This is a genomic window from Streptosporangium sp. NPDC048047 (assembly GCF_040653115.1).
Classification (GTDB): Bacteria; Actinomycetota; Actinomycetes; order Streptosporangiales; family Streptosporangiaceae; genus Streptosporangium.
On sequence record NZ_JBEZNH010000038.1, the window covers coordinates 1 to 18,567 of the forward strand.

Here is an 18,567-nt window from a genome sequence, read left to right on the forward strand (position 1 = left end):
GCCTGCTGCCCTACCGGCCCGGCCTGCTGACCCAGCAACACTGACGACCCGGCACCGAACCCGCCCGGACACCCCCGGTCTCCCCACGGCGACGGCACACGCCGCATCGGGTGAGCACCGGTCAGGACCCGGGCAGGCCCCAGGCGGTGGGCTCGGCCCGGAACCGAGCCCACCGCGACCACACGGAGGGACGACGCGAGTTCGTCCCGGACGGGGAACCGGGCCGTCCGCCGGGTGCGCCGATCCGCAGAGGAAGCGGACATCCGTGTCCCGGAGGAGACGGGAACCTCTCCACGACCGTCTGCTCCGACGACCGCCGCAGGCGGAGGCGCGCCATCCGGCGGTCAGCGTTTGACGGCGCGGAGGACGACGAACCTCGGGTCGCTCGCGACGACCTCGCAGTCGCCGAAGAGACGGCGCAGCTTCACGTGGTAGCCGAGATGCCGGTTGGCCACCACCCACAGTTCTCCGCCGCGGCGCAGCGCGGCGCGTGACCCGTTGAACATGCGCCACGCCGTCGCGTCGGTCCTCGCCCGGTGCGTGTGGAACGGCGGGTTGGTCAGCACCAGGTCCACCGTCCCCGCCGGGACACCGGACATGCCGTCGGCCGCCAGGAACGTCGCCGTGACGTCCGTACCGGCGTTCGCCCGGAGCGTGGCCTCGGCCGATGCCAGCGCGTTGTAGGACTCGTCGATGAACGTCACCTCGGCCTCGGGGTCGGCCAGTGCCGCGGCGAGCCCGATCACCCCGTTGCCGCAGCCCAGGTCCACGACGTGCCCGCGGCCGTGGAGCGGCGGCAGGTTCCGCAGGAGGAAGCGGGTGCCGATGTCGAGGCGGTCGGCGCAGAAGGTGCCCGCGTGGTTGGTGACGGTCAGGCCCGAGACCGCGCCGACGCCGGTGGGGAGCGTGTGGCTCCGCGGCCACGGGGTGGCGCTCCGGGGCAGCGAGGGGTCCGGGGCGCAGAAGATGAGCCGCGCCTTCTTCACCGCGAGCGACGTCCTGGTCGGCCCCAGGAGACGCTCGAACAGCCGGAGCGTCGAGGTGTGGATCTCGGTGACCATTCCCGCGCCGACGACCAGGGTGCCCGCGTGCACGCGGGGCGCGAGGCGGTGCAGTTGGTCCTCCAGGAGCGAGAGCGTCTTGGGCACCCGGATCAGCAGCACGTCGATCCGCTCCGGCGGCTCGTCCATGGTCGTGCGGAGCCGTACCGTGCCGGGGGCGACGCCGTTGCGGGCGAGGTTCGCCCGGGTGGCCTCCTGGGTGAGGTGGGAGTCGGTGATCTGCACGGGGCGGTGATCGGCGAGCGCGGTGACCAGGGCGCCCCAGCGGTCGCCCAGCACGACCACGGTGCCCGTCAGGCCGGCCGGTCCGCCCTCGGTCTCCCCGAGGTGCCGCAGGAGGTACTCGTCGGCGGCGTCCCAGGCGCGAAGCGGGTCGCGGGGATCCTCGGGGAAGCGGGTGAGGTCGAACTCACCTCTCGACGTGCTCAGACGGTTCATCGCCCCTCAGGCTAGCGAGTCGAGGGACGCGCGGGCACACCCGCGTGCCGGCCGGCGGATCGCGGGCTCCGGGGCCGTCTCCGGCGCCGTCTCCCGTCCGGATCGCCGGACCGGGACGGAACCCCGGGCGGGCTGGAACGGTATCCGGGACGCGGGTCGCCGCAGGCAGACGCCCAGGTGTGATTTGTCCAGCGTCCAGCGTCGCGTCCCGAGCCGGACCTTGGACAAAAATCGCTGGGGCGGACGGCCCTTCCGGTGGCAGGGTGATGAACGTGCCCGGTGGACGCATCGCCGGGTCCCGGGCGTGAAGCCCACGGCCTCAGGCCGACGTCCCGTTCACGAAAAGACTCCGGACAAGGGCGTCGCCTCGCCCGCCGGCCGTCGTGACGGAGTCGTCATCACACCGATGCCGGCCACCGGAGACGGCATCCGCGCCGGCGTGTCAGCGAACCCCGGAGAAACGGACGCCTCACCCCGGTGAGGTGACCGGATCACCCAGAAAAGGAGATCTTCATGTCCATGAGCACCCGCACGGCGAGCCTGCGCACCCGCGTCGCCGTCGTCGCCGCCGCCACCGTCGCCGCCGCCGGCCTCGGGGTCGGCGCCGGAGCCGCTCCGGCGTCGGCGGACGTCCATCGCGGTGTCGCCGGCTGCTTCGCCTGGTCATGGGGAGAGGGCAACACCTCTGTGACGGTGTACTGGCACAACCGGTGCAAGACCAAGCACAAGCTGAAGATCACGTACAAGGTCAACGTGTTCACCAAGAAGTACACGGCGGTCGTCGGGGGCGACGGGAAGGGCCACAAGAGGTTCCAGACCGCGGCGATCGTGTCCATCAAGGACGGAGGCCGCGCCTAGGCCGGCGTGACCTGCACCGGGGGCGGCGCGACCACGCGCCGCCCCCGGGGGCCGCGCCGTCCTCGGCTCCCGCCATCGGGGGCCGGGAGCCGAGGACGGGAACCGGGGACGACGCGGTGGATCCGGCGGGACCGGACTTCCGCTCGCGTCGTTGTCCTGTGTGAGGGCGTCACGTAAGTTCCGGCTATGCGTCGTCGATAGCCAGGGAGAGAGCGTGTCCGACCTCGTCGCGCCCCAGCTCGTCGTCAACAGCCGGATGATCTACTTCGGGTGGGTGCCCGCCGACCCCGACGCCGTCGCGGCTCTCGTGCCCGACGGTTTGAAGCCGATGGCCGACCGGCAGGTCTTCATGAACCAGTACGTCGTCGACCGGCCCGAGCAGACCTCCGGGTTCGGCGCCTACTCGCTGACCTACATCGGGCCGGACCTGGAGGACGCCTACGCGCCCGACGGCGTGACCCCCGGCCGCTGGTGGACGCACTACTTCAACTCCAGCCCGGTGGTGCGCGGGTACGCGGTCGCGCGCGGGGTGCCGGCCACCCCCGGCCGCACGACGATCGAGGTCGAGGGGGACACGCTGGTCGCGACGACCGAGTCCGACGGTGTGCCGGTGATCCGTACGACCGCGCGGGTCGGGCGGACCGGCGCGGCCGTCAACCGCGGGCAGTTGCGGTACATCACCGAGGTCGGCGGGCGGCGGATCGGCGGGAACTATCCGTTCGTGGCGGAGCCGGTCGACCCGTTCGAGGTCGTCTCGCTGGAGTTCCTGGATCCGGGCCACCCGGTCCACGCGCTCCGCCCGGCCGATCCGCTGCAGATCGTGTGGGGGTTCTACTCGCCCCGGTCCTCCTTCGCCTATCCGGGCGGCGAGTCGGTGATGGACTGACACGGGCGGTCGCCCGGCGTCGTGTCCGTCTTCGGACAGGGTGCCGCCCGCGCCGTACGGTGACCCGGCCGTACGGCGCGGGCGACGGACGCCGGCGGGGCGTCACCGGAGGCCGTGGTAGGCCACGTTCACGGCCAGGGCGGCCACCGCCACCGCGAAGAACACGGCCCAGAGGCCGAGGCGGCGGTCGCCGACCCGCAGGTGGGCGGCGAGCGCGCCGAGGAAGTACAGCACGAGCCCGGCGGCGGCGAGCGTGCCCAGCACCGGCACGGCGATCCCGGCCAGCAGCCCCAGCGAGCCCGCCGCCAGCAGCAGGCCCAGCGGAAGCACCCAGGACCGGGGGACCCGGACCCTGTCCGCCTGCGCTTTGGGATAGTCGTGGCCGATGATGTCGGCGACGGCGGTCATGCCGTTGAGGGCCGCGGCGAGGATGGTGACCGCGAGGTAGGCGGCGAACATGAGGGTCTCCTGATCCGTGGGAACGACGGTTGTCCGCTCCACGGACGAGGCGGCCCTCCGGGAGGTGACAGCGCCCCCGTGTGATGTGGGTCACGGTGCGACGCCGGTCAGCTTCTCCGGGTTGCTGACCACGTGCACGGCCGCGACCATCCCGTCCCGCAGGTGCAGCGTGATCGCCAGCAACGGCGTGCGCCCCGCGTGGACGACGATCCCCGGCCCGCCGTTGACCTGGAGCACCCGGCTGTGCGAGCCGTACGGCCTGCGCCTGGAGAGGACGGCGACCGCCCGGGCCACGTGCTCGCGCGTGCGGATCACCTTGCGGGGCGCGCCGGTGAGGCCGCCGCCGTCGCTCGTCATCGTCACGTCCGGCGCCAGCACCTCCATCAGGGCGTTCAGGTCGCCGCCGTCGCAGGCGGCCAGGAACCGTTCGGTGACCCGCCGCCTGGTCGCCTGGTCGGCGTCGTAGCGGCGGCGGCCCGCCTCCACCGCCTTCCTGGCGCGGTGGGCGATCTGCCGAACCGCCACGTCGCCGCGTCCGACGAACCGCGCCGTCTCGGCGTGGCTGTAGCCGAAGACCTCGCTCAGGACGAACACCGCGCGTTCCATGGGTGACAGGGCCTCCAGCACGAGCAGCATCGCGGTCGACACCGATTCGGCGAGCACCGCGTTCTCGGCGACGTCGGGGGAGGTGATCATCGGCTCGGGCAGCCACGGCCCGACATAGGACTCCCGTCGCACGCGCGCGCTGCGCAGCCGGTCGATCGCCAGCCGGGTGGCCACCCGGACGAGGTAGCCCTCGGTGTCCGCGACGGCGGCCACGTCGACGCGGCTCCAGCGCAGCCAGGCGTCCTGCACCACGTCCTCGGCCTCGGTGACGCTGCCCAGCACCCGGTAGGCCACGGCGTGGAGCAGGCCGCGGTGCTCGGCGAACTCCCGCTCGGCGTCCCGCCCGGCTCCGGCTCCGGCTCCGGCTCTGTCTCCGGCCTCCGGGGTCCCCGGCCCGCGTACGGCGTCCGGCTCATCCATCGGCGGGGTTCCCGCCCGGCCCGACGCCGCCGCGCAGGAGCGCTGTGAGCCGCCGCGCGTGCGCCGCGTCGGTCCCGGTGAGGGCCGCCCCGCTGGCCAGGGCCAGCAGGTCGGTCACGGTGAGCTCCGGCCGTACGGCGCCGGCCTCCCGTGCCCGGTCGAGCAGCCCGGCGGCGGCGGAGCGGATCGACTCGTGCCACCGGTCGAACAGCTCGGTGCGGCGGCCGACGGGACCCTCCGTGGCGGCCAGGGCGAGGGCCCGTTTCGTCGAGACGTGCGTGACGAAGTCGTCCAGCCAGGAGAACAGCGCGTCGACCGGCGACGGGTCTTCGAGCAGGCCGGTTCCCCGCCGGCACAGCGCCGCCACCTCGTCGGCGTACACGGCGACGAGCAGGTCGCCGCGGGTGGGGAAGTTGCGGTAGAGGGTGGCGTTGCCGACGCCGGCCCGCCGCGCCACCTCGTCCAGCGCGATCTCGTCCGGCGCGGTCCCGGAGCCGGACTCGGCGATGAGCTCGCGCGCGGCGGCGAGCAGCAGGGCGGCGTTGCGCGAGGCGTCCGCCCTGCGAGGCCGGTTCGCATCGGCCTTGGACGCCGATCCGCCGGTGCCGGGTGCCATCCGCCGCTCCGTCCGCTTGCCGTCCGGGGAACTCCCCGCTTATCGTAGCGCCCCTAAACGGGGAGGTCCCCGTTTTGCCCGGAGACAGCGGAGGACGCCATGACCCTGACCGTCGAGGACCGCGTGACCATCACGGACCTGATCAACCGGCACGGCCACCTGACGGACGCCGGCGACCTCGACGGCTGGAACGAGCTGTTCCTCCCCGACGTGGTATACGACGTCACCGATCTCGGCGGCGGGGTGCTCACCGGGCTGGAGGCGCTCTGGGAGGCCACGCTCACCCCCGGCGTGGCGCACCCCGTCGCCCACCACGTCACCAACATCGTCCTCACCGGGACGGCCGACGGCCGCGTGCGGGCCCTGTCGAAGGGCTTCGGCGTCAACGCCGACGGGACCGTGGGCAGCGTGACGTACGAGGACACGGTCGTGCGCGGCGACCGCGGCTGGCGGATCAGCCGTCGCACGGTCCGCGCCCGGCGGGTCCCCCTGATTCCCTGACGCCCCGGGGCGTGCGGGATCCGGGGCAGGCGGGACCGGTCGCCGGACGGCGCGGCGGTGGATCGGCCCGGCCGGTGGGGCGGCGGTCGTCCGCCGTCCCACCGCGAGACGTCCGGCGTTTTGCCGATCGGAGCGCGGTGTGCCAGCGTGAGGTGGCATGAGTGATGATCAGAAGCGGGACGCGGCGCTGGCGGAAGCCGTGAGGCTGCGGGAACAGGGCGAGGCCGGGCAGGCCAGGGAACGGCTGGTGGCGCTGGCCGAGCGGTATCCGGAGGACGCCGAGGTCGCCTACCAGACGGCCTGGGTGCACGACATGCTCGGCCTGGAGTCCGGGGCCGTCCCGTTCTACGAGCGCGCCCTGGGCGGTGCGGGGTTGTCACGGAAGGATCGACGCGGGGCCTTCCTCGGACTGGGGAGCACCTACCGGGTGCTGGGCCGGTACGGCTCCGCCGTGGAGACCCTGAGCCGCGGGCTGGAGGAGTTCCCCGAGGATCCGGCGTTGCAGACGTTCCTGTCCATGGCCCTGTACAACGTCGGCGAGGGCCGCGAGGCGGTGCGGTTGCTGCTGAGGACGCTGACGGCCACCAGCGGCGACCCCGGGGTGCGGGACTACCGGCGGGCGATCGAGTACTACGCCGACGACCTGGACGCCGTGTGGCAGCCGGACGAGAAGCCGGAAGAACCGGAGGGCTGACCCGCCGGCCTCGCCGCGGGAGGCCGGTGTAGAAAAAATCTTGAAAAAGATCCGGCCGCGGTGTCGAAACGGCCTCGTCCCGTTCGAAGCGTGGTCAGAGGGCCGGAAGGAACCGAGGAGTCCGGCCTCCGGACCACACCGAAGGAGAACCCCATGCGATACCTGATCACCCTCCGCGTCACCGCCCAGCCCGCCACCCCGCCGCCCGCCGAGCTGATGGAGGCGATCATGAAGCTCGGTGAGGAGGCCACCGGGGCAGGCGCCCTGCTCGACACCGCGGGACTGGCCCCGAGCGCGGAGGGCGCGCGGGTCGAGCTCGCCGAGGGACGGCTGAGCGTCACGGACGGGCCGTTCGCCGAGGCCAAGGAACTGATCAGCTACGCCCTCTACCAGGTCAGGTCGAAGGAGGAGGCCGTCGAGTGGTCCTCCAGGTTCCTGCGGCTGCACCGTGACCTCTGGCAGGGCTGGGAGGGCGAGGCCGAGATCCGGCGCGTCATGGGCCCCGAGGACTTCGCCGCCCCGGCCTGACCCGTCCGGCCCGTCGCCCGGCCGCCCCGGTCTGACCGGCTGAGGCCCGTCGCCCGGCCGCTCGGGCCCGATCGCCGGCCGTGGCGGGGCCGCCCGATCACGCCCGTCCGGTCACGCCTGCTCCGTCCCCGTCCGCGGTGAGGATTGCCGTGGACGGGGACGAGGTGTTTGGATCGGTGACCGTGACGAGCGAAGACCCTCGCCGGGTGATCGAGGCGGTCTGGCGGATCGAGTCGGCCCGGGTGATCGCGGGACTCGCCCGGATGACAGGCGACGTCGGCCTGGCCGAGGAACTGGCGCAGGACGCCCTGGTCGCCGCGCTGGAGCAGTGGCCACAGGCCGGCGTCCCGGAGAATCCGGGCGCGTGGCTCATGCTCACCGCCAAGCACCGGGCGATCGACCTGCTGCGCCGCAGGACCCGCTACGAGCACAAGCTCCGGGAGGTCGGCCGTGACCTGGAGGTCCGGCAGGAGGCGGCCGAGGCCGGGCTGGACGACGCCCTCGACGACCACATCGGCGACGACGTGCTGCGTCTGCTGTTCACCGCCTGCCACCCCGTGCTGCCGGTCGAGGGACGCCTGGCCCTCACCCTCCGCCTGCTCGGCGGCCTGACGACGCAGGAGATCGCCAGGGCCTTCCTGGTGCCCGAGCCGACCGTCGGCCAGCGGATCTCCCGGGCCAAGCGCACCCTCGCCGAGAAGCGGGTGCCGATCGAGCTCCCCCCGCCTGCGGAGCTGCCCGGACGGCTCTCCTCGGTCCTGGAGGTCGTGTACCTCGTCTTCAACGAGGGCTACTCGGCGACGGCCGGTGACGACTGGGCGCGCCCGTCGCTCTGTGAGGAGGCGCTACGCCTCGGCCGGGTCCTGGCGGGCCTGATGCCCGGCGAGGCCGAGGTGCACGGGCTGGTCGCCCTGATGGAGATCCAGGCGTCCCGCATCCCGGCCAGGACGGGTCCTGACGGCGAGCCGGTCCTGCTCGGCGACCAGGACCGGAACCTCTGGGACCGGCTGCTGGTCCGCCGCGGGCTGGAGGCGCTCGGGCGCGCCGAGGCGCTCGGCACCCTCGGCCCGTACGGCCTGCAGGCCGCGATCGCCGCCTGCCACGCCCGCGCGAGGTCCACCGGGGACACCGACTGGGAGCGGATGGCCGCCCTCTACCGGCTGCTCGCCCACGTCGCCCCCTCTCCCGTCGTGGAGCTGAACCGCGCGGTCGCGGTGGGCATGGCGTACGGCCCGGCCCGCGGCCTGGAGATCGTGGACGGGCTGGCGGAGGAGAAGGCGCTCCGGGGGTATCCGCAGCTGCCGGCCGTACGGGGTGATCTGCTGGCGAGGCTGGACCGTCACGACGAGGCGCGAGAGGAGTTCGAGCGCGCCGCCGCGCTGACCCGCAACGAGCGGGAGCGGGCCCTCTTCCTCTCCCGGGCGGCCGCCGGTTAGGCGGGAGAGGCGATCACCTCGGTCAGCCGGGAGAAGCCGTCACCGCCGTGCCCGGCGTCGACCGCCCGCCGCGCGACGGCCACCGCGGCGTCCAGCACGCCGGTGTCCAGGCCGCGGGCCCGTGACGCGTGGACGATGTGCTCCATCCCGGCCAGGGCCGACAGGATCGCCGACCGGTCGCCCGGGTGGCGACCATCGTCGGCATGCCCGGCGAACTCGTCGATGAGGGTGGGCAGCAGCGCGCCGATGCCCTTGGCGTACGGGGCCAGTTCCCGGGCCGCGACGCCCTCAGCCGACGCCAGGGCGAAGGCGTGGACGAGGCCGCTCATGGACGTCCAGAAGAGGTCGAGCAGGCTCACGTCGTACGCCGCCGCCCGCCCGGGGTCGGCCCCTAGGTGGGAGGCGGTGCCGCCGATGGCCGCCAGCGTCGCCTCGTGCGCCCGGTAGATCTCCTCCGGTCCGCTGTACAGGACCACGGCCGCCGGTCCCCCGATGGTCGGCGTCGGGGTCATGACGGCGCCGTCGAGGTAGTCGATGCCGTGCCCGGCGGCCCACTCCGCGGTACGGCGGGCGCGTTCCGGCGTGTCGGCGGTGAGGTTGACCAGGGTCCGGCCCTTCAGCGCGGCGGACGCGGGTTCGACGACGGAGTGGACGGCGTCGTAGTCGATCACGCAGGCGACGGTGAGCGGGCTCGCCGCGGCCGCGTCGGCGGCGGTGGCGGCGAGGACGGCGCCGCGGGCGACGAGGGGCTCGGCGCGGGAGGCCGTACGGTTCCACACGGTCGTGGGGTGGCCGGCCGCGAGGAAGGCCCCGGCCAGTGCCTGTCCCATCGGGCCCAGGCCGAGGACCGTCACCGGGGCGGGCCGGTCGTGGGTCATCGTCTACTCACCCTCTTTCGCGCCGGTCGCTCCGGCGGGGGCGCTGTACAGCAGGTCCACCAGGGCGGAGACGTCACCGGCGCCGAGGCCCGCGGCGACGCCCCGGTCGAGCAGCGCTCGCATGGGCTCGACCAGTTCGGTGCTGACGCCCTGTTCGGCGCTGGCGTCCAGCAGGTTGACGTAGCCGGTCGCCTGCATGGCGAGGTTGGAGGCCGAGGCGGAGTGGTCGCCCGAGTCGATCGCCTCCGCCATCCGGGGGAGGGAGGTCATCATCGCGGTGAGCCAGGGGGTGACCAGCGGCGTGAACTCCGACGCCGGCACCTTCTCCGAGCCGGTCAGGGCCAGGGCGTGGAAGAACCCGCCGAACATTCCGTACATCGCGCTGAGCAGCGCGATGTCGTACAGCGCGGCCCGTCCGGCGTCCTCCCCGAGGTACATGGCGCGGCCCAGCGCGCCGAGCGTCCGCTCGTGGGCGTGGAAGCCCTCCGGCGAGCCGCTGTAGAAGACCAGCGATCCGGGAGTGCCGATCATGGGCGGGATCGCCATGATGCCGCCGTCCACGTAGCCGGCGCCGTGCCCGGCCGTCCACGCGGCCGTCTCCCGGGCCTGCCGGGGCGTGCCGTTGGTGAGGTTGACCACGGTACGGCCGGCCAGGGAGCCGGCCGCCCCGCCGAGGACCTCGCGCACGGTGTCGTCGTTCAGCAGGCAGACGACGACGAGCGGGCTCGCGGCCGTCGCGTCGGCGGCGGTGGCGGCGAGGGCGGCGCCGCGCGCGACGAGGGGCTCGGCGCGGGAGGCCGTACGGTTCCACACGGTGACGCGGCGGCCGGCGTTCAGGAACGCCCCGGCCAGCGCCGTCCCCATCGCCCCCAGTCCGAGGACCGTCACGGGCGCGTCGTTGTCCATGGTCATGGTCATGGTCTTCTCCGGTTCGTCGGATACGGGCCGGGCGGTCTTTCCGGCATGGCGGCCCCGCCGGCGTGGCGGTCCCGCGGGCATGGCGGTCCCGCGGGCATGGCGGTCCCGCGGGCATGGCGGCTCCGCCGGACGCCTGTGGTGCGGCGCGCGACGGGACCGGCCCGGACGTCCCGGCGGGGCCCGCAGGGACGTTCCGATCCTGGGTCGTTGCTGAGCTTTCCTCAAGTACCTACTATTTAGTCAGGTAACTACCTTTTCGTAAGCACGCCGAGCCGTACGGGAGGCCGCGGCGGGTGAAGGGGCCACGGGGCGGACCCGGAGTGCGGGGAGCGGGATGAAGAAGCGGACCTACTCGTGCGGGCTCGACGCCGCCGTGGACATCGTGGGCGGCAAATGGAAGGCGCTGATCCTGTGGGCGCTCCACCACGAGCCGCAACGGTTCGGTGAGCTGAAGCGGTCGGTGTCGGGGATCAGCGAGAAGATGCTCATCCAGATGCTGCGGGAGATGGAGGCGCACGGCCTGGTGCACCGCGAGGTCTACCACCAGGTCCCGCCGAAGGTGGAGTACTCCCTGACCGACTTCGGGCAGTCGCTCAACACCGCGCTCATCCCGCTCGGCGTATGGGGTGAGGAGAACATGCGGACGATCGAAGCCATCCCGCGCGACTGACGCGGGGTTCGGACGGGGCCGTCCGGTCGTGGGGGCGACCGGACGGCCACCGTCCTGGATGATGCCTCGGCGGCATCGTCAAGCGAAGAGTGGCGATGGGGCGCAGACGCCGCCCTTCCCTCAGGTGTCGGTCTTCCTCCTGGCCGGTGTCCGCTGGTCGGCCTCGTCCGCGAGCTGATCCTCGACGACGGCGCACCACCGGTGCCACTGCGCCAGGTTCAGATGCTCGTCCACGTCCCCCACTCCCGCCTCGGCCATCCTCTCGTGGTTGCTGGCCGCGGCCTCGTGCGCGTTGACCAGCGCGTGATGGCCGTGGTTGGCCAGTGCTTCGCTCACCGCCAGATTCATCGCTATCTCCCCCATGGTCCTCGGCCGGTCGGAGGTCTCGCCCCCGAATCCCTTCTCTCGAAAGTCGTGGCTCTGCGAATCGTCACTCATACGAGCTTGAGTGCCCATACAGCCTTAGATCTATCTGGGACTTCTCAATTCGTCAGAGGAACCGCGCGGTGCCCCGCATCCCGGATCGGGGCCGGTCTCCGGCCCGGGCGGGCGAGGGGCCCGCGGCGGGTCTTCCCGGCGTGCCGCCGGTGGCATACCCTGCGCGGCATGATCGAGGTCGAACTGCGTGACTGGCACCCCGACGACATCGGAGTCGTGCTCGACGCGTTCAGTTCTCCGGACATGGCGCAGCAGTCGGCCTGGCCGGTCGACACCCGGCGGGCGGCGCTGGAATGGATGGGGACATGGCGCTTCCGTGACGACGCGCGGGCGTTCGCTGTGGTGGCCGGCGGCGAGGTCGTGGGGAACGTGGCGGTGAGCAACATCGACGCCCACGACACCGGCTGGGTCTCCTACTGGACGTCCCCGCACGCCAGGGGGCGGGGGGTGGCGGTGGCGGCGGTGCGCAGGCTCGCGGACTGGGCCTTCGCGGAGCGCGGCCTGTTCCGCCTGGAGCTCGGTCACCGTACGGAGAACGCGGCCTCGTGCGCGGTGGCGACCAGGGCGGGGTTCCTGGTCGAGGGGGTGGAGCGGGCCAAGCTGCGGTACGGGGACGTCCGGCACGACGTGGAACGGCACGCCCGTCTGGCCGTCGACTGATCCTCGGCGCCACCCGGGGGCCGCCGTACGGCCGGGCCGGCGTCCCGTCCGGCTTCGTCCCGGGGCGGCTGTGCGTACGGCGGTCGGCGGCTCACAGCCCCTTCAGGCCGGTCAGGACCTCGCGCAGCACGCTCTCGCGGGGAAGCGCGGCGATGGGGGTGGGCGGCCGGACCGCGACCAGGCCGGAGTCCCGCAGGTCGCCGACGAGCACCCGGATCACCCCGACGGGCAGGCCGGTGGCCGAGGCCATCTCGGCCACCGAGGCCGGAGAGCGGCAGGCTTCCATGATCAGCTCATGCTCGGGAGGAAGGTCATCCTTGGGCGACCTGATCGCCACGACCGTGGCCAGCAGGTCGAACGAGGTCCCGCTGCCCCTGGTCCGGCCCCGGGTGAGCGTGTAGGGGCGGACGATCGGCCCGGCGTCGTCGAGCCAGTGATCCGTCATTCCACTCCCTTCTCCTGTTCCGCGCGGTGCCAGCCGTTGCGGAACGACGTCAGCAGGTTGCCCGTGACCGGCTCGGAGGTCTCGTCCGGCGCGGGCGGGGCGGACGGCACGGGCTGAGCGGGCGGCGCGAGCCGGGCGGGCGGCGTGGGCGAAGCGGACGGCGCGGGCTGAGCGGGCGGCGTGAGCCGGGCGGGCGGCGTGGGCGCGGCGGACGGCGTCGTCGCCGGAGCGGTCAGCGCCGGAGCGGTCCGCCGTACCCGGCGGGGGAGGCCGCCGGGGGAGAGCCGCCCGGCGTCGGCCCGGTGGGCGGCCCGGGGAGCGGACGGCTCGGCCATCAGCTCGTTCGGCAGGAGAACGATCGCCGTGGTGCCGCCGAACGGTGAGGGGCGCAGGGTGACGCGGATGCCGTGCCTGGCGGCGAGCTGGGTGACCACGAACAGGCCGAGACGGTCGCTGCCGGCCAGGTCGAACTCCGGCGGGCCGGCCAGCCGCTCGTTGAGCCCGGCCATCTCCTCGGGGGTCATGCCGAGCCCCCGGTCCTCCACCTCGATGGTGTAGCCGCGGGCCACGACCTCGCCGCCGACCCGCACCGTGGTGTTCGGGGGGGAGAAGGCGGCGGCGTTCTCCACCAGCTCGGCCACCAGGTGGATCACGTCGGTCGCGACCGTTCCCAGGACGCAGGGGCCGGGCGGCACGGCCACGGTCACCCGCCGGTAGTCCTCGACCTCCTCGACGGCGGCGCGGACGACGTCGTAGACCATGACGGGCGTCCGCCAGCCCCGGCCGGGGGCGGCGCCGGACAGGATGATCAGTCCCTCGGAGTGGCGGCGCATGCGGGTGGTCAGGTGGTCGATGGCGAACAGGTCCTCAAGGGTGTCGGGGTCTCCGGCCCGCTTCTCCATCGCCTCCAGCATGGCGAGCTGCCGGTGCAGGAGCGACTGGCTGCGCCGGGCGAGGTTGACGAACACCTTGTTGACGGCCCTGCGCAGCTCGGCCTGGCCGACGGCCGCCTCGATGGCGGTCCGCTGGACGGAGGAGAACGCCCGGCCGACGTTCGCGACCTCGGCGGTGGTCCCGTGGTCCAGCTCGCGGACCTCCGAGCAGACGTCCTCGCCCTTGCGGAGCCGCTCCACCACGTCCGGCAGCCGCCGGTGGGCCAGGTCGAGGGCGGCGCGCTGGAGGCCGCCGAGCTCGGCGGCGAGCCGGCCGCCGAACCGCACCGAGATGAACACGGAGAAGGCCACGGCCACCAGGCCGAGCCCGCCGGCGACGCCGATCCGGACCAGGATGCCGGTGGCGACCGGCCCCGAGCGTTCGGTGAGACGCCTGCTGGCCTGGCCGCCGAGCTCGTCGAAGGAGTCCGACAGCGCCCTCGCGTTCGCCGCCCAGAAGGAGTCGGGCCGGCCTCCGGCGAGGGCGGTGTGCTCGACCCGCCCGAACGCGATGTAGGCGGGGGAGTCCTCCAGCTTCCGGTAGAGCTCCCGGAACTCCGTGTCGAACTGGTCGAACCCGAGGGAGTAGAGCAGTCTGCGGTTGCTCGCCAGCTCGCCGAACCGGGTGCGCTCGGCGGCGGTCATGGTCTTCGAGGCGACCGCGCCGGAGATGAGCGCGGCCTGCTGGCTGAGCATCTCGCGGCTGCGGCCCACCATGACGACGGCGCGGGTCTGGTCGGCCAGGACGGGGTCCGCTGAGTTGATCTTGCTGTAGGAGTCGAAGGCCGAGCCGATCAGCGCGTTGTAGGCGTCCAGGGTCGCCAGGCGGGTGGCGGTGCGGGTGTCCACCCCGCTCCTGATCTCGGTGAGCCGGTCCAGCGCGGTCCTCAGCCGGCCGATCCGCTCCCACACCGCGGGGAGCGTGTTGTCCGCGAGGAGGGGCGCCAGTCGCTCCAGTTCGGCCCGTGCGGCGTTGGTACGGCTCCGCTGGGCGTCCAGTTCGGCGCGGGAGCCGCTGCCGCCCAGGTAGGCGAGGGAGAGCATGCGTTCGTGCTGGAGCGTGGTGGTCAGCGCCCGGGTGGGGACGACTCCGTACTCGTAACCCTTGCCGGTCCGCAGCAGTTCCAGGCCGCTCTGCAGGGTGAGGGCCGCCGCAAATCCCCAAATTGCTACAAGCGAGACAATTGGTACAAGTAGCAGGGTAAAGATCTTGACCTTGATCGAAGGTTTGCGGTCGCCCATCAGACCTCGCATTACGGATATGGGCTGTCAGCAGTGGCGAAACCCTAGCAACGGCTGTCTTCCGCGACCAGAGATGCGAGTGATTCGTATCCGGCTCGTATTTGCGCTCCGGGGAAACCGGGGATCTTTTCCGCCCCGGGGCGCCCCCCGGGGGCGGGCCGTCCGTCTCCGAAGGTCGATTGGACACGCTCTGTCTGGTTGTCAGACAATGTGGGACATGAAGCTCGCCGTGGTCGGAGCCGCCGTCCTGTGGGGGACCGCGGGCACCGCCGGACTGCTCGCCGCCGGGGTCCATCCCGTCTCCCTGGCCGCCGCGCGGCTGGTCGTCGGAGGTCTGGTCCTCGCGGCCGTGGCCGGGCCCGCCGTACGGTCCCTCCCGCACCGGGGCCTGCTCGTGGCGGCCGCCCTGGCGGTGGCCGCCTACCAGCTCTGCTTCTTCGCCGCGGTCGGCCGGACCGGGGTGGCCGTCGGCACCGTGGTCGCGATCGGCAGCGGCCCGGTCTTCGCCGGGCTGCTGACCTGGATCCTCGACCGGACCCGGCCCACCCGGCGGTGGGCCGGAGCGACCGCGGCGGCGGTCGCCGGCTGCGCCGTGCTGACGGGCGGAGGCGGCGAGGTGCGGGCCGACGGGGTCCTGCTGGCGATGCTCGGCGGCCTGCTGTACGCGTTCTACGTGGTGGCGGCGGCCCGGGTGATCGGCGCCGGTGGCTCCTCCGACACCGTGATGGGGGCGATGTTCGGCGGCGCGGCGGTCGTGATGCTGCCCGTCCTGCTGTGGACGGGCGCCGGCTGGCTGACCGAGCCGCGCGGCCTGCTCACCGCCCTCTACCTGGGCTGCGTCACCACCGCGCTGTCCTACATCCTGTACGGCAGGGGCCTGCGCACCACCCCCGTCGCCACCGCGGCCACCCTCTCCCTCGCCGAGCCCGCCGTCGCGGCCCTGCTCGGGGTCGCGGTCCTCGGGGAGCGGCTCACCCTCCAGTCGGGGGCCGGTCTGGCGCTGCTCGGCGTGAGCCTCGCCGTGGTGGCGCTCCCCGAGCGGCGGCGGCCCGGCCGCGAGGACCCGGCGGCGGCAATAGGGTCGTCGGCGTGACCGTTCCGCTCCGTCCCGTCTCCGCCGTCGAGGCCCTCGCCGACGCCCTGCGCCGCCGGGTGCTCTCCGGCGAGCTGGCTCCGGGCACCCCGCTGCCGGAGCAGGAGCTGTCCGCCGCGTACGGCGTGGCCCGGCCGACCGTCCGCGAGGCGCTGGCCGTACTCGTCCATGAGGGTCTGCTGCGCAGGGAGCGGCACCGCAGCGCGCAGGTGGCCGAGGTGACCCTGGCCGACCTGGACGACCTGATGTTCGTCCGGCGCCCGCTGGAGGACCTGACGGCCGTCGCGCTCGCCGGGCGGCGGGTCGCCGCCGCCGACGCGGCGCTGGACCGGATGGCGGGGCTGCCCGCCGGCGCCCCGTGGTCCGACGTGGTGGCCGAGCACATGGCCCTGCACCAGGCGATGGTCGTCGCGGTGGGCAGCCCCCGGCTGGAGCGCCTGTACGGCGCGCTGGCCGCGGAGACCCGGCTCGGCCTGGTCCGGCTGCGCACCGTCTACACCGACCGCGACGTACTGGTCGCCGAGCACCGCGAGCTGCTCGACGCGGTCGCCCGGGGCCCGGCCGACGCCGCCCGGCGCGCCGTCGCCGCGCACCTGGACCACGGCTGGGGCGAGGGTTGACGGGCCGCTGAGACGTCCCCGCCGGGCCCGTCCGGGCCGGGGATGACAGGCGGGTGACTCGCCCGGCTCGCACGTTTCTATTGCACCGGGTGCCCGGCAGTCGTCAGAATCGCGGCCATGCACGGCGACTCAGTGCCGGACTCCTACGTGTACGTCACCGAAGAAGGCGTTGCCTGCCACTACGTGGACGGCAGCGTCGCCGCCCTCGCGTGGGAGGACCTCGCCGAGGTGCGGATCGAGGGCGGCTCGGACGCGGACATCCTGTACATCCTGCTCGACCACGACGGCCAGAGCTGCGTGGTGCCCAGGTCGGCGGTCGACGCCGCCTTCCTCGCGCGTCTGCGCTACCTGCCCGACTTCGACCCGGAACGGCTCGGCGCGGCGGCGGACGCCTCCGGCGGGGAGTCCGTGGTCGTCTGGCGCAGTCCGGAGCCTCCGGCCCCGCTGCCCGACTTTGAATACGACTAAATCACCATTTTTCAGAAAAAGTACCTCAGAAAACCTGCATGTTTGGACCGTTCCGTCAAGATGACGATGTCTCCTGACTTCGGCCGGTAGTGGACACTGAGCTGCTATTCCCCTGCTCAATGGCGATCTCTAGGATTTCCCTGGAATATCCGCGCTGCCGGTGCATTCGGTAATGCTGTCAACCAAGGAAACGCGATGGGCGTCCCGTTACGGTAACGCCTAGGGCATCCGGGTGGGGTTGGTATGAGGGTGGGGACAGCAGAGCCCGCCACAGGGCTTCTGGATGATGTCGCACGCAGTGCTCCGAGCATCTGGACGCGCTCCTACGCGCGGGTCCTGCTGGCGGGAGACGTCACCTGCGCCGTGGTCGCCTGCGAGACGGTCCTCGGGATCCGTCTGTGGTTCGGCGCGTTCATCCCGAGGACGGAGGCGCTGCTGGGGCTCGGCCTGGCCCTGGCGTGGCCGTTCTCGCTCGCGATCGCCGGCGCGTACCGAAGACGCGCGCATGGCGAGGGAACGGAGGAGTTCCGGGCGGTTTTCGACGGAGGCGTGGGACTTACCGCCGCCGTGGCCATCGGCGCATACGCGACACAGACGACCATCGCCCGGAGTTTCGTCATGGCGATGTTCCCGCTCGCCCTTCTCCTGACGATTCTCTTCCGATATCGCATGCGCAAACGGCTCCACCGGCGGCGCTCCACCGGCGAGTACATGCGCCGGGTGGTCGCCGTCGGCCACCGCGAGTCCGTGCTCGACCTGGTGATGCAGTTCCGCAGGCAGCCGCACCACGGCATGCGCGTCGTGGCCGCGTGCCTGCCCGCCCCCGCGGAGACGGCCGACGTCGACGGCGTCCCGGTCCTCGGGGGCTTCACCGACGTCGCCGAGGTCGTGACCAAGGCCGAGGCCGACGCCGTCGCCGTACTGGCCTGCCCCGAACTGGACGGCGCCGCGCTGCGCCGGCTCGCCTGGGGCCTGGAGGACGCCCGCACCGACCTGTTCGTGGCGCCAGCCCTGATGGACGTCGCGGGCCCGCGCATCAGCATCCGCCCGGTGGCCGGGATGCCGCTGCTGCACGTGGAGCACCCGGAGTTCGACGGCGCGAAACACCTCGCCAAGAGCCTGTTCGACCGGGCCGGCGCCGCCGCGGCCCTGCTGCTGCTGGCCGTGCCCATGCTCGTCATCAGCGTCCTGATCCGGGCGACCAGCCCGGGACCGGCGCTGTTCCGGCAGGTCAGGGTGGGCAGGGGCGGGCGGGAGTTCAGCGTGGTGAAGTTCCGCACCATGGTGGTGGACGCCGAACGCCGCAAAGTGGAGCTCACCTCGCACAACGAGTTCGACGGCGTGCTGTTCAAAATACGGAACGATCCAAGGATCACCCGGGTCGGCGCGTTCCTGCGCCGCTACTCCCTCGATGAGCTGCCGCAGCTCCTCAACGTGCTGCGGGGGGAGATGTCGCTCGTCGGGCCGCGGCCCCCGCTGCCCGACGAGGTCGCCCAGTACGGCGCCGACGTCCGCCGCCGCCTGGTCGTCCGGCCCGGCATGACCGGCCTGTGGCAGGTGAGCGGCCGCTCCGACCTGAGCTGGGAGGAGTCGGTCCGCCTGGACCTGCGCTACGTCGAGAACTGGTCGCTCATGCTCGACCTGCAGATCCTGTGGAAGACCTGGAGCGCCGTCACCGGCGGAGAAGGAGCCTACTGACA

General features: G+C 73.0%; 21 protein-coding genes. 12 read left to right on the forward strand and 9 right to left on the reverse strand.

Features of this window, described 5'->3' with window-relative positions:
• Positions 1–344: 344 nt before the first annotated feature.
• Positions 345–1,499 (reverse strand): methyltransferase, encoded by a 1,155-nt coding sequence (locus tag AB0D67_RS26970; RefSeq protein ID WP_362941545.1) that lies wholly within the window; start codon positions 1,497–1,499, stop codon positions 345–347.
• 513 nt (positions 1,500–2,012) lie between these two features.
• Here AB0D67_RS26970 and AB0D67_RS26975 point away from each other — a divergent pair.
• Both AB0D67_RS26975 and AB0D67_RS26980 read left to right on the forward strand, forming a co-directional pair.
• Positions 2,013–2,357, forward strand: coding sequence for a hypothetical protein (locus tag AB0D67_RS26975; protein WP_362941548.1), 345 nt, complete (start codon positions 2,013–2,015; stop codon positions 2,355–2,357).
• A 214-nt stretch (positions 2,358–2,571) separates the two neighbouring features.
• Positions 2,572–3,243: an acetoacetate decarboxylase family protein gene (locus tag AB0D67_RS26980; RefSeq protein ID WP_362941551.1), complete on the forward strand. Its 672-nt coding sequence runs from the start codon at positions 2,572–2,574 to the stop codon at positions 3,241–3,243.
• Between the two features lie 102 nt (positions 3,244–3,345).
• On the opposite strand, the gene AB0D67_RS26985 is transcribed toward AB0D67_RS26980, so the two are convergent.
• The 3 genes from AB0D67_RS26985 to AB0D67_RS26995 form a co-directional block, all read right to left on the reverse strand.
• Positions 3,346–3,702, reverse strand: coding sequence for a DoxX family protein (locus tag AB0D67_RS26985; RefSeq protein ID WP_362941554.1), 357 nt, complete (start codon positions 3,700–3,702; stop codon positions 3,346–3,348).
• A 90-nt stretch (positions 3,703–3,792) separates the two neighbouring features.
• The gene (gene sigJ / locus AB0D67_RS26990; protein WP_362941557.1) at positions 3,793–4,728 is read right to left on the reverse strand and encodes an RNA polymerase sigma factor SigJ; all 936 of its coding nucleotides are present in this window, start codon (positions 4,726–4,728) and stop codon (positions 3,793–3,795) included.
• On the reverse strand, positions 4,721–5,344 hold the full coding sequence (locus tag AB0D67_RS26995) for a TetR/AcrR family transcriptional regulator (RefSeq protein ID WP_362941560.1): 624 nt from the start codon (positions 5,342–5,344) through the stop codon (positions 4,721–4,723). The genes sigJ and AB0D67_RS26995 overlap by 8 nt, the downstream gene beginning before the upstream one ends.
• A 99-nt stretch (positions 5,345–5,443) precedes the next feature.
• On the opposite strand from AB0D67_RS26995, the gene AB0D67_RS27000 reads away from it, so the two are divergent.
• The 4 genes from AB0D67_RS27000 to AB0D67_RS27015 all read left to right on the forward strand — a co-directional run bounded on the left by AB0D67_RS27000 (position 5,444) and on the right by AB0D67_RS27015 (position 8,503).
• The gene (locus AB0D67_RS27000; protein ID WP_362941563.1) at positions 5,444–5,845 is read left to right on the forward strand and encodes a nuclear transport factor 2 family protein; all 402 of its coding nucleotides are present in this window, start codon (positions 5,444–5,446) and stop codon (positions 5,843–5,845) included.
• Between the two features lie 157 nt (positions 5,846–6,002).
• Positions 6,003–6,539, forward strand: coding sequence for a tetratricopeptide repeat protein (locus tag AB0D67_RS27005; protein WP_362941566.1), 537 nt, complete (start codon positions 6,003–6,005; stop codon positions 6,537–6,539).
• A gap of 153 nt (positions 6,540–6,692) precedes the next feature.
• On the forward strand, positions 6,693–7,067 hold the full coding sequence (locus AB0D67_RS27010; protein ID WP_362941569.1) for a YciI family protein: 375 nt from the start codon (positions 6,693–6,695) through the stop codon (positions 7,065–7,067).
• Between the two features lie 182 nt (positions 7,068–7,249).
• The gene (locus AB0D67_RS27015) at positions 7,250–8,503 is read left to right on the forward strand and encodes an RNA polymerase sigma factor (RefSeq protein ID WP_362941572.1); all 1,254 of its coding nucleotides are present in this window, start codon (positions 7,250–7,252) and stop codon (positions 8,501–8,503) included.
• Here the strand turns inward: AB0D67_RS27015 and AB0D67_RS27020 are convergent.
• Together AB0D67_RS27020 and AB0D67_RS27025 are read right to left on the reverse strand one after the other, a co-directional pair.
• Positions 8,500–9,381: an NAD(P)-binding domain-containing protein gene (locus tag AB0D67_RS27020; protein WP_362941575.1), complete on the reverse strand. Its 882-nt coding sequence runs from the start codon at positions 9,379–9,381 to the stop codon at positions 8,500–8,502. The two genes, AB0D67_RS27015 and AB0D67_RS27020, sit on opposite strands and share 4 nt — an antisense overlap.
• A 3-nt stretch (positions 9,382–9,384) precedes the next feature.
• On the reverse strand, positions 9,385–10,299 hold the full coding sequence (locus AB0D67_RS27025; protein ID WP_362941578.1) for an NAD(P)-binding domain-containing protein: 915 nt from the start codon (positions 10,297–10,299) through the stop codon (positions 9,385–9,387).
• 334 nt (positions 10,300–10,633) lie between these two features.
• Here AB0D67_RS27025 and AB0D67_RS27030 point away from each other — a divergent pair, with 334 nt between their 5' ends.
• A complete protein-coding gene (locus tag AB0D67_RS27030; protein ID WP_362941581.1) occupies positions 10,634–10,969 on the forward strand; it encodes a helix-turn-helix domain-containing protein in 336 nt (111 codons plus the stop codon).
• Positions 10,970–11,089: 120 nt separating this feature from the next.
• Here the strand turns inward: AB0D67_RS27030 and AB0D67_RS27035 are convergent, their stop codons facing one another.
• On the reverse strand, positions 11,090–11,407 hold the full coding sequence (locus AB0D67_RS27035) for a hypothetical protein (protein WP_362941584.1): 318 nt from the start codon (positions 11,405–11,407) through the stop codon (positions 11,090–11,092).
• Between the two features lie 168 nt (positions 11,408–11,575).
• Between AB0D67_RS27035 and AB0D67_RS27040 the strand changes: the two genes are divergently transcribed.
• Positions 11,576–12,067 (forward strand): GNAT family protein, encoded by a 492-nt coding sequence (locus tag AB0D67_RS27040; protein WP_362941587.1) that lies wholly within the window; start codon positions 11,576–11,578, stop codon positions 12,065–12,067.
• Positions 12,068–12,158: 91 nt separating this feature from the next.
• Here AB0D67_RS27040 and AB0D67_RS27045 read toward each other — a convergent pair whose 3' ends face one another.
• Positions 12,159–12,512: a DUF742 domain-containing protein gene (locus tag AB0D67_RS27045; RefSeq protein WP_362941590.1), complete on the reverse strand. Its 354-nt coding sequence runs from the start codon at positions 12,510–12,512 to the stop codon at positions 12,159–12,161.
• Positions 12,509–14,698, reverse strand: coding sequence for a nitrate- and nitrite sensing domain-containing protein (locus AB0D67_RS27050; protein ID WP_362941593.1), 2,190 nt, complete (start codon positions 14,696–14,698; stop codon positions 12,509–12,511). Before AB0D67_RS27050 ends, AB0D67_RS27045 begins: the two co-directional genes overlap by 4 nt.
• A 205-nt stretch (positions 14,699–14,903) precedes the next feature.
• Here AB0D67_RS27050 and AB0D67_RS27055 point away from each other — a divergent pair, with 205 nt between their 5' ends.
• The 4 genes from AB0D67_RS27055 to AB0D67_RS27070 all read left to right on the forward strand — a co-directional run bounded on the left by AB0D67_RS27055 (position 14,904) and on the right by AB0D67_RS27070 (position 18,565).
• On the forward strand, positions 14,904–15,779 hold the full coding sequence (locus AB0D67_RS27055) for an EamA family transporter (protein WP_362941596.1): 876 nt from the start codon (positions 14,904–14,906) through the stop codon (positions 15,777–15,779).
• On the forward strand, positions 15,776–16,399 hold the full coding sequence (locus AB0D67_RS27060) for a GntR family transcriptional regulator (RefSeq protein WP_362941599.1): 624 nt from the start codon (positions 15,776–15,778) through the stop codon (positions 16,397–16,399). The genes AB0D67_RS27055 and AB0D67_RS27060 overlap by 4 nt, the downstream gene beginning before the upstream one ends.
• A 117-nt stretch (positions 16,400–16,516) precedes the next feature.
• Entirely contained in the window at positions 16,517–16,867 is a 351-nt protein-coding gene (locus AB0D67_RS27065; RefSeq protein WP_362941602.1) for a hypothetical protein, read from the forward strand.
• A gap of 243 nt (positions 16,868–17,110) precedes the next feature.
• Positions 17,111–18,565: a sugar transferase gene (locus AB0D67_RS27070; protein ID WP_362941605.1), complete on the forward strand. Its 1,455-nt coding sequence runs from the start codon at positions 17,111–17,113 to the stop codon at positions 18,563–18,565.
• Positions 18,566–18,567 lie beyond the last annotated feature (2 nt).

What these genes read in the sequence shown, in the direction of transcription:
- AB0D67_RS26970 (WP_362941545.1), bottom strand. Translation starts at nt 1,499, where the DNA reads ATGAACCGTCTGAGCACGTCGAGAGGTGAGTTCGACCTCACCCGCTTC.
- AB0D67_RS26975 (WP_362941548.1), top strand. Translation starts at nt 2,013, where the DNA reads ATGTCCATGAGCACCCGCACGGCGAGCCTGCGCACCCGCGTCGCCGTC.
- AB0D67_RS26985 (WP_362941554.1), bottom strand. Translation starts at nt 3,702, where the DNA reads ATGTTCGCCGCCTACCTCGCGGTCACCATCCTCGCCGCGGCCCTCAAC.
- sigJ (WP_362941557.1), bottom strand. Translation starts at nt 4,728, where the DNA reads ATGGATGAGCCGGACGCCGTACGCGGGCCGGGGACCCCGGAGGCCGGA.
- AB0D67_RS26995 (WP_362941560.1), bottom strand. Translation starts at nt 5,344, where the DNA reads ATGGCACCCGGCACCGGCGGATCGGCGTCCAAGGCCGATGCGAACCGG.
- AB0D67_RS27000 (WP_362941563.1), top strand. Translation starts at nt 5,444, where the DNA reads ATGACCCTGACCGTCGAGGACCGCGTGACCATCACGGACCTGATCAAC.
- AB0D67_RS27005 (WP_362941566.1), top strand. Translation starts at nt 6,003, where the DNA reads ATGAGTGATGATCAGAAGCGGGACGCGGCGCTGGCGGAAGCCGTGAGG.
- AB0D67_RS27010 (WP_362941569.1), top strand. Translation starts at nt 6,693, where the DNA reads ATGCGATACCTGATCACCCTCCGCGTCACCGCCCAGCCCGCCACCCCG.
- AB0D67_RS27020 (WP_362941575.1), bottom strand. Translation starts at nt 9,381, where the DNA reads ATGACCCACGACCGGCCCGCCCCGGTGACGGTCCTCGGCCTGGGCCCG.
- AB0D67_RS27025 (WP_362941578.1), bottom strand. Translation starts at nt 10,299, where the DNA reads ATGACCATGACCATGGACAACGACGCGCCCGTGACGGTCCTCGGACTG.
- AB0D67_RS27030 (WP_362941581.1), top strand. Translation starts at nt 10,634, where the DNA reads ATGAAGAAGCGGACCTACTCGTGCGGGCTCGACGCCGCCGTGGACATC.
- AB0D67_RS27035 (WP_362941584.1), bottom strand. Translation starts at nt 11,407, where the DNA reads ATGAGTGACGATTCGCAGAGCCACGACTTTCGAGAGAAGGGATTCGGG.
- AB0D67_RS27040 (WP_362941587.1), top strand. Translation starts at nt 11,576, where the DNA reads ATGATCGAGGTCGAACTGCGTGACTGGCACCCCGACGACATCGGAGTC.
- AB0D67_RS27045 (WP_362941590.1), bottom strand. Translation starts at nt 12,512, where the DNA reads ATGACGGATCACTGGCTCGACGACGCCGGGCCGATCGTCCGCCCCTAC.
- AB0D67_RS27050 (WP_362941593.1), bottom strand. Translation starts at nt 14,698, where the DNA reads ATGCGAGGTCTGATGGGCGACCGCAAACCTTCGATCAAGGTCAAGATC.
- AB0D67_RS27055 (WP_362941596.1), top strand. Translation starts at nt 14,904, where the DNA reads ATGAAGCTCGCCGTGGTCGGAGCCGCCGTCCTGTGGGGGACCGCGGGC.
- AB0D67_RS27065 (WP_362941602.1), top strand. Translation starts at nt 16,517, where the DNA reads ATGCACGGCGACTCAGTGCCGGACTCCTACGTGTACGTCACCGAAGAA.
- AB0D67_RS27070 (WP_362941605.1), top strand. Translation starts at nt 17,111, where the DNA reads ATGAGGGTGGGGACAGCAGAGCCCGCCACAGGGCTTCTGGATGATGTC.